Origin of the sequence: Mumia sp. Pv4-285 (genome assembly GCF_041320275.1) — a bacterium.
In the GTDB taxonomy this organism is placed as follows: domain Bacteria; phylum Actinomycetota; class Actinomycetes; order Propionibacteriales; family Nocardioidaceae; genus Mumia; species Mumia qirimensis.
Genome location: NZ_CP162023.1, coordinates 528,462 through 542,156, shown reverse-complemented (window position 1 = coordinate 542,156; position 13,695 = coordinate 528,462). Strand labels below are relative to the sequence as shown.

Here is a 13,695-nt window from a genome sequence, read left to right as displayed (position 1 = left end):
CCGCCGGCCCGCACCGCCGGGGACGCTCAGAACCAGTCCTGCGCCGGCACCACACCGACGATGGTGTGGCCGCCTCGGGAGTAGACGACGAACTGGACCGCCGGGTCCTCGCCTTCCGCAGGGACGGTTGTCAGCGCCTGTGCGACGCAGGCTCTATATCGCTCGAGCGTCATGTCCGTCGGCGCGGTGCGGCCATCGATGAGGACGGCACGGATCGGCGACAGCTCACAGACCTCGCGCGCGGTACTGAAGTACGAGCTCGCGGGACGGACTCGATCCCACCGCGCGCCATCCTCGAGAATCAACGCGTCATCCAGGAACCGGATCTTCCGACGGTACGGCTGCCCCCTCCGCGATTTCGTCATTCCGCGTATCCTCCCGCCCCGCCGTAGATGCGCGCGCGGCGACCTTCGCTCCCAAGCACCGCATTCACGAACAGCCCGAAGTCCCAGTCTTCCGATTCCGCGAAAGGAGTCGGATCCGCGTCGCCACCTCCCGGGCCTGGCTGATACTCCGCTTCCGCAACCAGCACTCCGTTATCGATGAGGTCCAGAGTTGAGTGCCCACGAGACCTCTTCCAGCGGATCTCCACTCCCGCGTCGTCGAGATTCCGGGATGCGACCCCGATGCGTATCCAAAGTGACGCGCCAAGTCGGTAGAACACCACGAGCGTCCCCGCCAACCTTGAATAGTGGCCCTGTGGGGCGACCCGGTCCGCAGCGGCGCCGGACGCACGGCTGAACTCATCGAGGCGCCCCGTCACCGGGTCAAACTCGGCAACGGCGCTGAAGCGATCGTGAGACTCGACGCGCATCACTACCCCAGGTCCTTGCCGCCAATATTCATGTCCGCGTGCCCATCCTTGCGTGTGTCAACATCATGCTGAACAACGTCACGAGCTGTGCCAGGTTGCGACGTGGCTCCGTTCGGACGTGCGGCCAGGATCGCGACAACGAAGGACCCGACATCCGAGCCGGGACAGGCGGCCGGATGCCGGGTCTTTCGTCAGATCTGGGTTACTTCTTGACCTTCTTGGCGGCCGACGTCACGACGACGGTGCGGTAGCCGGCCCGGGTGTAGGTGACCTTCACCGACACCTTCTTGCCCTTGAACGACTTCTTGAGCTTGAGCTTCTTGGCCTTCGCGCCCTTGACGGCCTTGCCGTTCTTCAGCCACTGGTACGTGACCTTGGTCCCGGCGACGGCCCTGGGCTTGGCCGTGAGCGTCTTGCCCACCTTGGCCTTGCCGGTGACCTTGGGCTTGCCCGGTACGACGAAGGTGCCGGCGGCGACCTTCCCGACGGTGACGGTGGTGATCTTCGTCTTGTAGCCGACCTTCGTCGCCCGCGAGCTCAGGGCGACGGCCTTGCCGAGATCGGCGGGCTTCACGACGTACGCCGCACCGGCGCCGGCAGCCTTGCCGCCGACGAGCCACGTGTACGCGACCGCGCTGGCCGGGGTGGTCGTCCCACCGACGGCCGACAGTCGCTGGCCGACGACGGGCTTGCCGACGGCCCGCAGCGCTGCGGCCGAGGCGAGGGTGCCCGGGGGAAGGACATCGACGCTCGCGACCGTCGGCGCCGCGCCGGAAACCGCGCAAGGGACCTTGGCCGGGATGAAGATGTTGCCGCCGCCGACGAGGCTGAGAGCGACCTGCATGTCGAAGTCGACCTTGCCGAATGTGACGCTCACGTCGGCGCCCGAGGTGGTCGGGATCGCAGGGAACGCGATCTTCGCCGGCCACGTCATGTTGCCGGCTGCGGGGACGACCAGGTCAGCGTCGTCGAAGGTCAGCTTCGCCGGTTGCGCGAGAGCGACGCCGTTGACGATCACCGGCACGGTCGCGGTCACGCCCTTGTACTTCATCGAGTAGTCGCGGCCCGCCTGGCTCCAGGTCGCGCCCCAGGCATACTCGACGCCGGTCGCGCTCAGCGTGAGCGGCTGACCCGTCAGGATCGTCGCCGGCGCCTGAACATCCGCGCTCAGCGACGATGCGTGCGGGCCGCCGGTGTAGTCGCACGAGTAGTCTGTCGTGACCTCAGCGGCGTGCGCCGCGGACATCGGGAGCGCGCCGAGGGCACCTGCAACGAGGGCACCCGCCGCGACCAGGCCCGCGCCGCGGCGGGTTGGAGTCATCGTCATGTCTCTCCTTCCGCGGCCACCCCGATAGCGGCCGTTTCAGAAGAACATAGAGCGAAATGCGCGAAGATATATGATTTGTCACATATCTTCTCAATAGGTGGAACACCGTTCCTACGCGTCGGCGAGCCGTCCCAGCAGCAGAGTCTCCGCGAGGCACACGCGCTTGAACTCCCCGAGGTGCAGGCCTTCGTCGATCCCGTGGGCCCGCGTGTCGGGGTCCTCCACTCCCGTCACCAGCACGGCAGCGTCGGGATAACGACCGGCGAACTCGGCGATGAACGGGATCGAACCGCCCACGCCCATGTCGATCGGCTCCACGCCCTCCCATGCCTCGCGGAACGCGGCGCGCGCGGCCTCGTACGCGGGCCCCTGGGCGTCGATCGCGTACGCGTCTCCGCGATCGTTCGGCGTCACCGTGACCCGGGCACCCCAGGGCGCGTGCGTACGCAGGTGCTCGACGAGCGCGTCCATGGACGCGTCGGTGTCGGAGCCGGGCGCGATGCGCAGGGAGATCTTCGCCCGAGCCCGCGGCACGAGCGTGTTCGACGAGTCGGCGACCGTCGGCGCGTCGATGCCGATGACGCTGATCGCGGGCTTCGCCCACAACCGGTCGACGACCGAGCCGGAGCCGATCTGCTCGACGCCCTCGAGCACTCCGGACTCGGCGATGAGGCGGTCCTCGGGGTAGACGACGTCGGCCGCCTCCCCGACGTGCAGACCGGAGACGGCGACCTCGCCGGAGTCGTCGTGCAGCGTCGAGAGCAGCCGCACGAGCACCGCCAGGGCGTCGGGGAAGACGCCGCCCCACATCCCGGAGTGCACGGCGTGCTTCAGCGTCTCGACCTCGACGACGCAGTCGACCAGGCCGCGCAGCGTGGTGGTGAGGGCGGGGGTGCCGATGTCCCAGTTGCTGGAGTCGGCGATGACGATGACGTCGGCGGCGAGGCGGTCGCGATAGGTGTCGAGCAGCGCGCCGAGGCTGGCAGACCCCGACTCCTCCTCGCCCTCGACGAAGACGGTGACGCCGACCGGCGGATTGCCCTCCCACGCCCGGAAGGCCGCGAGGTGGGCAGCTATCCCCGCCTTGTCGTCGGCCGCACCCCGGCCGTACAGGCGGTCTCCGCGTTCGGTCGGCTCGAACGGCGGCGACGTCCAGGCTGCCGGGTCGCCGGTGGGCTGGACGTCGTGGTGCGCGTAGAGCAGCACGGTGGGCGCGCCCGGCGGTGCGGGGTGGTTGGCGATGACGGCGGGTCCGCCGCCCGCGGAGACGACGTCGACCTCGGCGAACCCGGCGTCACGGAGCAACGAAGCAACGGCGTCAGCACTGCGGCGTACGTCGTCTGCCCGCGCAGGATCTGCGCCCACAGAAGGAATCCGCACGAGATCCTTCAAGTCGGACCTCACCGAGGGCATGATGGCATGAAGTCGTTGCACCGCTGCAAGGCTCATGATCGGCACTTTACGGGGGACCACGTCGATGCTCGCCACACGGATCCGGACCATCTCTCGACGGCGGCTCACCGCTGCTGTCGCAGGACTCACGCTGGCCGCGGGAGCACTCGCGCCAGCACTCGCCGCCGCACCCGCGAACGCGGAGGTCCGCGCTCCCGGCAGCTTCACGGGGTTTGCGTTCGACGCCTGCACGGCGCCGTCCCAGGCCGCGATGGACGCCTGGTGGGTCTCCTCCCCGTTCGGCGCCGTCGGTGTCTACATCTCCGGTTCGTCGAGGGCGTGCGCGCAGCCGAACCTGACCCGCAGCTGGGTGTCGACCCAGTCCGCGCGGGGGTGGCGCCTCCTGCCGATCCACGTCGGCATGCAGGCCCCCTGCTACGGCGGCAACAAGCAGAAGATGTCGTCGAACCCCGCGACGGCACGCACGCAGGGTGTGCTCGCGGCCGACGAGAGCGTCGCCGCAGCGGGCTCGCTGGGGATCGGCAAGAAGAACGTCCTCACCCTCGACATCGAGTGGTACCCGGTCTCCAACGCCACCTGCAACGTGGCCGTCATCGAGTTCGTCAACGGATGGAGCGCGCGGATCGCGCAGCGCGGCTATCGCTCCGGGCTCTACTCGAGCGCGTCGGCGGCGATCACGACGATGAACACGCTCCGCAACGCGTCGGTCAGCGGCTACCACTACCCGGACGTGCTCTGGTACGGCTGGTACAACCGCAAGGCGAACCTCAAGGCCGAGCCCTACCTCGACGACCGCTACTGGGCGGACGGCAGTCGGATCCACCAGTACGTCGGCAATGACCTCAGCCGCTACAACGGCGTCACGATCAACATCGACCGCAACGTGATGGACATCGGCGCTGGGTCCACGACGACGAAGCCGAAGGCCCAGTGCGGGACGGCGAGCGTCTCCAAGTACCGCTACATCCGACGCAACCAGCGGCGCCCCGACCTCGTCCCCGAGGCCAAGTGCCTGCTGAAGCAGCGCGGCTACTACAAGGGGTCGACCTCCGGGTCCAAGTTCGGCGCCAAGGCGCAGCGTGCGGTCAACCGCTATCGGGCCGCGCGTGGGTGGTCGCAGACCGGCACGGTGAGCCGCAAGGTGTGGGTGTCGCTCCTGTCGGGCGCCACGGCCCCGGTGCTCAAGCGTGGATCGACTGGCAAGCCCGTCTACAAGCTGCAACGGTCGCTCACCGCGGCGCTGAACCGATCCGTGCCGCGCAACGGCCTGTTCGATGCCACGACGGAGCGGGCGGTGCGGGACTACCGCAAGAAGGTGCGCCTGCCGGCATGGCGTACAGCCGAGCCGCGGCTCTGGGCGGCGCTGCAGGCTGGTCGCCGCTGACGGTCCCTCGCTGGTCGAGGAGGTCAGGCCAGCGGCAGGTACGGCGAGAGGTCGCTGCGCTCGCCAGAGGCGTTGACCTTGCCGGCGGCGACCGCCTCGGCCCACGTCGTACGGCCCGTGGCGAGCGCGATCCACGTCGCAGGGTCGGTCTCGACGACGGCCGGCGGCGTGCCTCGGGTGTGGCGGGCACCAGGGATGACCTGCACGGCAGCGTACGGCGGCACCCGCACCTCAACGCTGTTGCCCGGTGCCTGCTGGTCGAGGACGGCCAGCAGGTGCTTCGTCGCCGCGCGAAGGTCGCCCGGCGACGGGTCGGATACGTCGAGCCGGGCACTGAGCTCCTGCCAGGCGGCCGGGTCGAGCGGCGTGAGCCGGCGTGCCACGGTCAGCCCCACACCTGGGTCACGGCATCCACGACCGCGCGCGCTTGCGCACGCCCCGCACGTGCCGTCGCTGCTCGTGCCGAAGGATCGAGCACGTTGCGGCCGATGGCGCGCCGCGCATCCTGGTCGGGTGCCACGACGGTGTGGCGGCTGTCCGTCTGCGCCAGCTGCGCGGCGGCTCCACGCGAGCGCGGGAACGCCGCGGCGATCGGAGTCAGTGCCACGACCCGGTCGTGGCCGGCGGCGAGGTCGGCGTTCGCCGACGACCGCGTACCTCCGTCGATGTAGCGGTTCCCGTCGATCGAGATCGGCGGGTAGACGCCAGGGACGGCACAGCTCGCCGCGACGGCCAGGACCAACGGGACTCCGTCATCGGCTCCGAACGCACGGAACGCCCCGCTCACCGCGTCCACGACCGTCACCCGCAGAGCCCGCTCCGGCCACTCGTGCGACACGAGGCGATTGCTGATGACGGCGACCCGCTCAGCCTCCGTCGGCACGCGGCCACGGTCTGCCTCGCGCATCGCGTAGGCGCCGAGGCGCCGTCCGAGCAGCTCCAGGTCGCGACCGCTCCGGATACCTGTGCCGATCCAGCGTGCCGTCACGCCGAACCCGATCGACGCTGCGGGCTCGGGCCCGAACGTGCCGATGGGCGCCAGCTGCCGCTCGTACATCGCGTCGGTCGTGGCGCCGTTGGTGAGCTGCGCCCCGACCACCGAGCCGGCCGACGTCCCGATCACCAGGTCGGCTCCCGAGAGATCGAGGCCGAGCTCCACGAGACCGTGCAGCAGGCCGATCTCCCAGGCGATCCCGGTGATCCCGCCGCCGCCGAGGACCAGTGCGCGTGTAGTCACCGCGCCATTGTGCCGGAGCGGTGGTTTCGTGGGGACATGCGCGCACTCCAGTACGTCGAGATCGGGAGCGCCCCGCGGGTCGTGGACGTCGAGACGCCGGAACCCGCCGCCGGTGAGGTCCGCCTCAAGGTCACCGCCGCCGGCGTCTGCCACTCCGACGAGTTCGTGATGAGCCTGCCCGAAGACCAGTACACGTTCGGGCTCCCGCTCACCCTCGGCCACGAGGGCGCCGGCACGGTCGACGCCCTCGGAGACGGTGTGACCGGTGTGAAGGTCGGGGACTCCGTCGCCGTCTATGGCCCGTGGGGATGCGGGCTCTGCCATGCCTGCGCCCGCGGGATGGAGAACTGCTGCCCGTACGCCGCCGACCTCGGCATTGCTCCCCCAGGCCTCGGTGCTCCCGGTGCGATCGCCCAATACCTGATCGTCGACGACGTACGGCACCTCGTCCCGCTCGGCGACCTTGACCCGGTCCGCAACGTGTCGTTGACCGACGCCGGACTCACGCCGTACCACGCGATCAAGACGGCGATGCCGAAGCTGGTCGCCGGCAGCACCGCGGTCGTGATCGGTACCGGCGGCCTCGGGCACGTCGGCATCCAGATCCTGCGCGCGCTCACCGGGGCGCGCGTCATCGCCCTCGACCTCAGCGACGAGAAGCTCGCCCTGGCCAAGGAGGTCGGTGCGCACGAGGCGCTGCTGTCCGACGCCGACGCCGCCGGCAGGATCAAAGAGCTCACGGGTGGCCTCGGTGCGGAGGCGGTGTTCGACTTCGTCGGCGCGCAGCCGACCATCGAGACCGCGATGGCAGCGGTAGCGATGGGAGGTGACGTCGAGATCGTCGGCATCGGCGGCGGGACGGCGACCGTCGGGTTCGGAGCGACCCCGTACGACGCAGCGGTCCGCGTGCCGTACTGGGGATCGCGCGCCGAGCTGATCGAGGTCATCGACATGGCGCACCGCGATCAGATCCACGTCGAGATCGAGACGTTCTCGCTCGACGAGGCACCGACCGCGTACGAGAGGCTGCACGCCGGCGACATCCGCGGGCGTGCGGTGGTCCTGCCGAACGGATAGTGCCGGCTGCTCCCTCGCTGGTCGAGGAGAAACCCACACCCCCGCTGGTCGAGGAGGGCGAGGAACGAGCCCGTCTCGAGACCACCAGGGGTCTCGATCGCTTCGCGCCTCGACCAGCAGAAACCCACACCCCCGCTGGTCGAGGAGGGCGAGGAACGAGCCCGTCTCGAGACCACCAGGGGTCTCGATCGCTTCGCGCCTCGACCAGCGGAAGAGGGGCGCCTCGACCAGCGGAAGTAGGGGCGCCTCGACCAGCAGAAGAGGGGCGAGGCTCAGGCGAGAATGGCGGCGATCGCCAGGATGGTGCCGAACGACAGCACCGTCGTGGCGAAGACGACGTCACGCATCACCGGGACGGACCGGTCGTACCGCACCGCGGTCACGAACACGTTCTGCGCCGTGGGGAGCCCGGCGACGACCACGACCGCGAGCAGCGCCTCGCCCTCGAGCCCGAGCACGAACCGCCCGACCAGGTACGCGACGAGCGGCTGGGCCAAGAGCTTGAGCGCGGAGATGGTGGCGACCTGCCCGCTCGCGCCGCTCGCTCCGGGCTTCGGGCCCAGCCGCAGCGAGAGCCCGAACGCGATCAGCATGCCGGGGATCGCGAGGCCTGCGAGGAGGTCGATCGGGTCGGCGACCCACCGCGGGACGGACACGCCGGAGAGTGCGGTGACGACGCCGATGATGGCCGCGACGGTGACGGGGTTGCGGAACGGCCGCGAGACCACCCGCCACACCGTGGGCCGTTCGCCGGAGGCGGCCTGGTCCAGGACCACGAACGCCAACGGAGCGAGCACCAGCAGCTGGAGGAGGAGCGCGCCAGCGACCGCGGACACGTCGCCGATGACGTAGAGCGCGATGGGGAGCCCGAGGTTGCCGGCGTTCACGTATCCGGCACCGAGGCCGGCCATCGTCGCGTCACCCCATCCGCGTCGCCATCGCCAGTGTGCGAGCGCGATCGCGACCGCAGCGACGACCACGACACTGGCGGCGTTGGCGACGAGCGCCTGGGAGAGCGCCCCAGCGACGTCGGTGTCGGCAAGGACGGAGAAGAGCAGAGCCGGGCTTCCGACGAAGAAGACGAGCCGCGAGAGCAGCTCCTGGTACTCCAGCGTGAGGACTCCGAAGTGCGCCAGCAGGAACCCGACAGCGATCACGACCGTGATGACCCCGAACCCCTCGAGCACCCCGATCACTGATCCATCCTCACCGATGGAAGCCCTGGGCACTGAACGGCCCCTGGTCGGCGCTCGGGGGGACGGCGCGGACCAGGGGCCGGTCTGTCGGGAGACTCAGCGGGTCACTCGGCACCCGCTCCCGTCATGGAGCGGACCTCCAGCTCGTCGTACATCTTCGGGTCCGCCTTCTCCTTCGCGGTCACTGTGCCCAGCCAGCCGAGGAAGAAGCCGATCGGGATCGAGACCAGGCCGGGGTTCTCCAGCGGGAACCAGCTGAAGTCCACACCTGCCGGGAAGAGCGACAGGCTCTCACCGGTCTCGGGGTTGACCTTGCCGGAGACGACCGGCGAGAAGAACACCAGACCGACGGCGGAGATGAGGCCGCCGTAGATGCTCCACGTCGCACCGCGCGTGTTGAAGTCCTTCCAGAACAGGTTGTAGATCAGCGCCGGAAGGTTCGCGGAAGCGGCGACCGCGAACGCGAGCGCGACGAGGAAGGCCACGTTGAGCGACTGGCCCGGGATCGCGAGCGCGATCGCCACACCACCGATGACGAACGCCGCGATGCGCGCGACCTTCACCTCCTCCTCGCCGGTGACCTCGCCCTTCTTGAACACGTTGGCGTAGAGGTCGTGCGCGACCGACGATGCGGAGGCGAGAGTCAACCCAGCGACCACCGCGAGGATGGTCGCGAACGCGACTGCTGCGATCAGTGCGAGCAGGATCGCGCCTCCGGTCGATCCTTCCCCGCCGCCGACCGCTTCGGCGAGCAGCGGTGACGCGAGGTTTCCGCCGGACTCGGCGACCTTCGCATACTGCTCGGTGCTGAGCAGTGCGGCCGCACCGAAGCCGAGGATGAGCGTCATCAGGTAGAAGGTGCCGATCAGGCCGATCGCCCAGTTCACCGACGTCCGCGCCTGTCGTGCCGTGGGCACGGTGTAGAAGCGGATCAGGATGTGCGGCAAGCCTGCCGTGCCGAGCACGAGCGCGATGCTGAGCGACAGGAAGTCGATCTTGCTCGTGAGGTTGGCGCCGTACTTCAGGCCTGGCTCCAGGAACGCCTGGCCCTGGCCCGAGTTCGAGGCGGCCGTGCCGAGGAGCTCGGACAGGTTGAAGTTGAACTTCGCCAGCACCAGGACGCTGATCAGCAGGGTTCCCACCATGAGGAGGACGGCCTTGACGATCTGCACCCAGGTGGTGCCCTTCATGCCGCCGACGACCACGTAGAAGATCATCAGGACACCGACCCCGACGATCGTCAGGTTCTTGAGGGTGTCGCCCTCCACGCCGAGGAGCAGCGAGACCAGCGCGCCGGCGCCGACCATCTGCGCCAGCAGGTAGAAGATCGAGACCACCACGGTGGACACCGAGGCGGCTGTACGCACGGGGCGCTGCCGCATCCTGTACGCCAGCTGGTCGGCCATCGTGAAACGGCCGGAGTTGCGCAGCAGCTCCGCGATGAGCAGCAGGGCGACCAGCCATGCGACGAGGAACCCGATGGAGTAGAGGAACCCGTCGTAGCCGGACAGCGCGATCGCACCGGAGATGCCGAGGAAGGACGCGGCGGACATGTAGTCGCCGCCGATCGCGAGACCGTTCTGGAACCCGCTGAACGAGCGGCCGCCGGCGTAGTAGTCAGCAGCCGTCTTGGTGTTGCGGCTCGCCCAGAAGGTGATGCCGACGGTCAGCAGCACGACACCGACGAACAGCACCGTCGTGAGCGTCTGGTGGCCACCGTCCTCCGCAGCAAGGATCACGTCCGTCGTGCTCATCGGCCGATCTCCTCGTCGTAGTCAGCGCGGAGCTTGTCGGCGTGCGGGTCGAGGTTCTTCACGGAGAACTTCGAGTACCAGATGGCGATGCCGAACGTCGTGACGAACTGCAGCAGACCGAAGATCAGGGCGATGTTGACGTTCCCGAAGACCTGGGTGCTCATGAAGTCGGGTGCCCAGTTCGAGCAGACGACGTAGAGCAGGTACCAGGACATGAAGCCGATCGTCACGGGGACGACGAAGCCGATGTACTTGCGTCTGAGCGTGCGGAACTCGTCTGTGGCGTGGATGCGGGCGTACGCCGCATCCTCTGCCGGTGTGGTTCTCTCGATCACGGCTTCACCTCTCGGGTGCGCGGACGGGGGTCTCTCAGCGCACGCTAGGGAGGGTGGCGAAGTGTGTGCTAGATCACACGGATGCCCCTTCGGCGGGCGCGCGCCCGCGGTCGCCGTGCGGTTTTCCCGCGACGACGAACGGTCACCGTGACGCGACGAACGGACACGCCGGTCGAGGCTCGAATCGATCGAGACCTCACGCACGCGGCCCGAGGAACAGGCCTCCGCTCGCGTCGATGACCTGGCCGGTGACCCAGCGCGCAGCGTCGGACGCGAGGAACGCGACCACCTCGGCGACGTCGTCAGCGCCGCCCAGTCGATCGAGCGCGGTCGCGCCCGCGATGAGCTCCGCGAAGCCCGGCGCCTCGAAGACTGCTCCGTTGTCGGCGGTCCGGGTGGCGCCGGGTGCCACAGCGTTCACGGTGATGCCGCGTACGCCTAGCTGGTTGGCCAACGTCAGGCTCATGGTCTCCAACGCACCCTTCGTCATGGCGAACGAGGTCTGGGAGGGATTGGCCATCCGGGTCGCGACGGACGAGATCGTGATGATGCGGCCGCCGTCCCGGAGCAGGGGCAGCGCCCGTTGGACGATGAAGTAGGGCGCTCGCACGTTGACGGCGAACAGGTGGTCGAACTCCGCCCGCGTCGTCGCTCCGAGCGGTCCGGCAGGCGCGGCCGCCGCGTTGTTGACGAGGACGTCGAGCGGGCGGCCCGCCAGAGCGGCCTCGATCCCCTCGAAGAGCGACTCGACGTCGTCGTCCGTACCGAGCTGGGCACCCACGGCGTACGCCGCTCCTCCGGCTCGCTCGATCTCTACGACCGTCGCCGAGGCGCCGACCTCGTCCGTCCCGAAGTGAACGACCACCGTTGCGCCGTCTGCTGCGAGCCGACGCGCGATGGCGCGCCCGATGCCGCGCGACGCTCCGGTCACCACAGCCGTTCTGCCGGTCATATCGTTCATGCCACCGCTCCAACGTTAGTTGCTACCGAACTGGTAGTGACTACCAGTGCGGTAGTGTCTATCACATGCCCGACCAGCCCTCAACCCTGCGCGCACAGCGACGAGCCGAGACACAGCGCGCGATCCAGGCGCACGCCGTGCGCCTGTTCACCGAGCGCGGCTACGACGCGACGACGATGAGCGACGTCGCCGGCGCCGCGGGCGTCTCGCCGATGACCGTCTACCGGCACTTCCCGACGAAGGAGGACCTCGTCCTCGTCGACCAGAACGCCCAGGTCGTCGCGGAGAGGATCAGGGCGTCCCCCGCCGTCGGTCCACTGGTTCGCCGCATCGGCACCGCGCTCATCGAGGCGGCCACGGCCTTGACCACCGGCGAGGAACGCGGCGACCTCCTGCTCACGCGGCTCCGGCTCATGATCTCGACGCCAGCGCTGCGGGCTAGGCACCTGGACAACAACTACGCCCTGCAGCTCGCGATCGTCGATGCGCTCGGATACGACCCCGAGTCCGACGCTGCCTTCGCCGCGCACGCCGCGGCCAGCGCGTGCCTCGCCGCGATGCACACCGCGTTGGTGCGCTGGGCGGAGGACGACGGTGAGACCGCGCTCCCGGAGCTGATCGCGCAGGCGTTCGCCGCCGCATTCGGTGACGACGTCGTCGAGACGCCCCCCGCGTAGACCTCAGTCCAGGTGTCGCAGGTCGTCCCAGAGCTCGGGCCACGGCCGCAGAGGACCACGGCAGACCGCCACCGGCACACCCTCCTCCTCGTTGTCGACGTCGGCACCGTTCTCGAGCCGGTCCTGCACCTCGCAGGTGTCGAACAACGTCGTCGCGTAGCCGTACTGGCCGCCGACGAACACGACCGTCTCGGTCCCGTCCGGCCGCGCCTGGTCGTGCAAGGCGTTCTGCCCGCTGTACGGCGTCGGCAGACCGAGCGCGGGCCCGTACCGGTCGATCGCCCCCGCCTCCCCGTAGTTGGACGTGACGATCGCGGCTCTGTCGCGCTCCTCCGCGGGGAGCGTCTCCCAGACGTCGGCGACCTGGCGTGCGTACGCCGGCCATCCGACCTGGTCGGCCGCCGCGACGTTGATCCCCGGGACCGGGGTCCCGCCGAGCGTGCTCTCGGGGATGACGGGGAGGGAGATGACGACGCCTACGGCGGTGAAGACGGCGAGCAGCGCCCCGATCCCGACGCGGACGGCGGTCGACGACCGTGCCAGCCAGGCCGCCGTCGGGACCCATCCCGCGGCGAAGAGGACGGCCAGGATGCCGACCGGGTAGTAGAACTGCGCTCCACCGACGAAGGTCAGCACGACGACCACGACGAAGGCGACGACGAACGCGCGCAGGGCCCGCCACTCCGCGCGGCGCCAGAGCGCCACGAGCCCGACGACCCAGACGGCCGGAAGCATGATGAACAGGAAGGGCCACAACATCACGCGGACCTCGTCGGCGTTGTTCTCCGCGAGTGCGGCGCCCATGTCGAGCTGGGGGAACCCGTTCACGACCTGGTAGACGAGGTTCGGCAGGGCGAGCAGCGCCGCGATCGCGCCGCCCGCCCAGAACAGGCGGGAGGTCAACGGCCGACGCGGGCCGACGATCAGGAAGCCCGCCACCATCCCGAGCACCCACCACGGGATCAGCAACCGGCCATACGTGGCCAGCCCGACCACCGCGCCGACCGCCAACCACCAGCGCTCGTCCCCGCGCAGCAGCGCCTTGGCCGCGAACCACGAGGCCAGCAGCCAGGCGAGCAGGTCGGTCGACGTGGTGACGAGGACGTGCCCGGCGACCAGCGGGAACGACGCGAACGCGAACGTCCACGCGCACAGTCCCTGGGCGAGGGCGCCGCCGCCGAGCTCTCGCGTGATCGCGGCCGCCACGAGTGTCGCCGAGACCACGGCGATGATCGCCGGCAGGCGTACGGCCCACGGCTCGTCGGCGACCAGGTCCGTCATCGCGTTGGCGAGCAGCGGGATCAGAGGCGGCTGGTCGACGTAGCCCCAGGCGGGATCCAGCATCCGGAAGTAGAGCTCGTCGCGGTGGAACCCGTACCGGTTCGCGGTGGCGAGGAGAACCATGACGAGCGTCGCGGCGGCGGAGAGCACCGGCACGCGTGCGTACGGCGGAAGGGGTGCGGTGGTCGGCCCGTCTCCACGGACCACGGGGGCCGTCGTGCCCATGCCCCGCAATCTAG

14 protein-coding genes are annotated in these 13,695 nt (G+C 69.5%); 3 read left to right on the top strand and 11 right to left on the bottom strand.

The window, feature by feature from the left end; genetic code table 11:
• Window positions 1-26 precede the first annotated feature (26 nt).
• The 4 genes from AB3M34_RS02580 to AB3M34_RS02565 form a co-directional block, all read right to left on the bottom strand.
• Window positions 27-305, bottom strand: a complete 279-nt coding sequence (locus AB3M34_RS02580) for a hypothetical protein (RefSeq protein ID WP_370617521.1) — start codon at window positions 303-305, stop codon at window positions 27-29.
• 56 nt (window positions 306-361) lie between these two features.
• Window positions 362-814 (bottom strand): hypothetical protein, encoded by a 453-nt coding sequence (locus AB3M34_RS02575; protein WP_370617520.1) that lies wholly within the window; start codon window positions 812-814, stop codon window positions 362-364.
• A gap of 202 nt (window positions 815-1,016) precedes the next feature.
• Complete coding sequence (locus AB3M34_RS02570) at window positions 1,017-2,141, bottom strand: hypothetical protein (RefSeq protein WP_370617519.1); 1,125 nt, start codon at window positions 2,139-2,141, stop codon at window positions 1,017-1,019.
• Window positions 2,142-2,252: 111 nt separating this feature from the next.
• Window positions 2,253-3,590: a dipeptidase gene (locus tag AB3M34_RS02565; protein WP_370617518.1), complete on the bottom strand. Its 1,338-nt coding sequence runs from the start codon at window positions 3,588-3,590 to the stop codon at window positions 2,253-2,255.
• Between the two features lie 28 nt (window positions 3,591-3,618).
• Here AB3M34_RS02565 and AB3M34_RS02560 point away from each other — a divergent pair, with 28 nt between their 5' ends.
• The gene (locus AB3M34_RS02560; protein ID WP_370617517.1) at window positions 3,619-4,938 is read left to right on the top strand and encodes a glycoside hydrolase domain-containing protein; all 1,320 of its coding nucleotides are present in this window, start codon (window positions 3,619-3,621) and stop codon (window positions 4,936-4,938) included.
• A gap of 23 nt (window positions 4,939-4,961) precedes the next feature.
• Here the strand turns inward: AB3M34_RS02560 and AB3M34_RS02555 are convergent, their stop codons facing one another.
• Together AB3M34_RS02555 and AB3M34_RS02550 are read right to left on the bottom strand one after the other, a co-directional pair.
• Window positions 4,962-5,321 (bottom strand): sterol carrier family protein, encoded by a 360-nt coding sequence (locus AB3M34_RS02555; protein WP_370617516.1) that lies wholly within the window; start codon window positions 5,319-5,321, stop codon window positions 4,962-4,964.
• A 2-nt stretch (window positions 5,322-5,323) separates the two neighbouring features.
• The gene (locus AB3M34_RS02550; RefSeq protein WP_370617515.1) at window positions 5,324-6,175 is read right to left on the bottom strand and encodes a patatin-like phospholipase family protein; all 852 of its coding nucleotides are present in this window, start codon (window positions 6,173-6,175) and stop codon (window positions 5,324-5,326) included.
• Window positions 6,176-6,211: 36 nt separating this feature from the next.
• Here AB3M34_RS02550 and AB3M34_RS02545 point away from each other — a divergent pair, with 36 nt between their 5' ends.
• Window positions 6,212-7,252 (top strand): NAD(P)-dependent alcohol dehydrogenase, encoded by a 1,041-nt coding sequence (locus tag AB3M34_RS02545; protein ID WP_370617514.1) that lies wholly within the window; start codon window positions 6,212-6,214, stop codon window positions 7,250-7,252.
• Window positions 7,253-7,524: 272 nt separating this feature from the next.
• Here the strand turns inward: AB3M34_RS02545 and AB3M34_RS02540 are convergent, their stop codons facing one another.
• From AB3M34_RS02540 to AB3M34_RS02525, 4 genes are all read right to left on the bottom strand, one after another.
• Window positions 7,525-8,448, bottom strand: coding sequence for an AEC family transporter (locus AB3M34_RS02540; RefSeq protein WP_370617513.1), 924 nt, complete (start codon window positions 8,446-8,448; stop codon window positions 7,525-7,527).
• 104 nt (window positions 8,449-8,552) lie between these two features.
• A complete protein-coding gene (locus AB3M34_RS02535) occupies window positions 8,553-10,202 on the bottom strand; it encodes a solute symporter family protein (protein ID WP_370617512.1) in 1,650 nt (549 codons plus the stop codon).
• Complete coding sequence (locus tag AB3M34_RS02530; RefSeq protein ID WP_370617511.1) at window positions 10,199-10,537, bottom strand: DUF485 domain-containing protein; 339 nt, start codon at window positions 10,535-10,537, stop codon at window positions 10,199-10,201. Before AB3M34_RS02530 ends, AB3M34_RS02535 begins: the two co-directional genes overlap by 4 nt.
• Before the next feature lie 196 nt (window positions 10,538-10,733).
• Window positions 10,734-11,498 (bottom strand): SDR family NAD(P)-dependent oxidoreductase, encoded by a 765-nt coding sequence (locus AB3M34_RS02525; RefSeq protein WP_370617510.1) that lies wholly within the window; start codon window positions 11,496-11,498, stop codon window positions 10,734-10,736.
• A 65-nt stretch (window positions 11,499-11,563) separates the two neighbouring features.
• Here AB3M34_RS02525 and AB3M34_RS02520 point away from each other — a divergent pair, with 65 nt between their 5' ends.
• Window positions 11,564-12,175, top strand: a complete 612-nt coding sequence (locus AB3M34_RS02520) for a TetR/AcrR family transcriptional regulator (RefSeq protein WP_370617509.1) — start codon at window positions 11,564-11,566, stop codon at window positions 12,173-12,175.
• 3 nt (window positions 12,176-12,178) lie between these two features.
• On the opposite strand, the gene AB3M34_RS02515 is transcribed toward AB3M34_RS02520, so the two are convergent.
• Window positions 12,179-13,681, bottom strand: coding sequence for a glycosyltransferase family 39 protein (locus AB3M34_RS02515; protein WP_370617508.1), 1,503 nt, complete (start codon window positions 13,679-13,681; stop codon window positions 12,179-12,181).
• Between the last annotated feature and the right edge of the window lie 14 nt (window positions 13,682-13,695).

Bases quoted from the DNA above. Each gene is read 5' to 3' on its own strand.
- AB3M34_RS02575 (WP_370617520.1), bottom strand. From the start codon at position 814: ATGCGCGTCGAGTCTCACGATCGCTTCAGCGCCGTTGCCGAGTTTGAC.
- AB3M34_RS02570 (WP_370617519.1), bottom strand. From the start codon at position 2,141: ATGACGATGACTCCAACCCGCCGCGGCGCGGGCCTGGTCGCGGCGGGT.
- AB3M34_RS02565 (WP_370617518.1), bottom strand. From the start codon at position 3,590: ATGAGCCTTGCAGCGGTGCAACGACTTCATGCCATCATGCCCTCGGTG.
- AB3M34_RS02560 (WP_370617517.1), top strand. From the start codon at position 3,619: ATGCTCGCCACACGGATCCGGACCATCTCTCGACGGCGGCTCACCGCT.
- AB3M34_RS02545 (WP_370617514.1), top strand. From the start codon at position 6,212: ATGCGCGCACTCCAGTACGTCGAGATCGGGAGCGCCCCGCGGGTCGTG.
- AB3M34_RS02535 (WP_370617512.1), bottom strand. From the start codon at position 10,202: ATGAGCACGACGGACGTGATCCTTGCTGCGGAGGACGGTGGCCACCAG.
- AB3M34_RS02525 (WP_370617510.1), bottom strand. From the start codon at position 11,498: ATGAACGATATGACCGGCAGAACGGCTGTGGTGACCGGAGCGTCGCGC.
- AB3M34_RS02520 (WP_370617509.1), top strand. From the start codon at position 11,564: ATGCCCGACCAGCCCTCAACCCTGCGCGCACAGCGACGAGCCGAGACA.
- AB3M34_RS02515 (WP_370617508.1), bottom strand. From the start codon at position 13,681: ATGGGCACGACGGCCCCCGTGGTCCGTGGAGACGGGCCGACCACCGCA.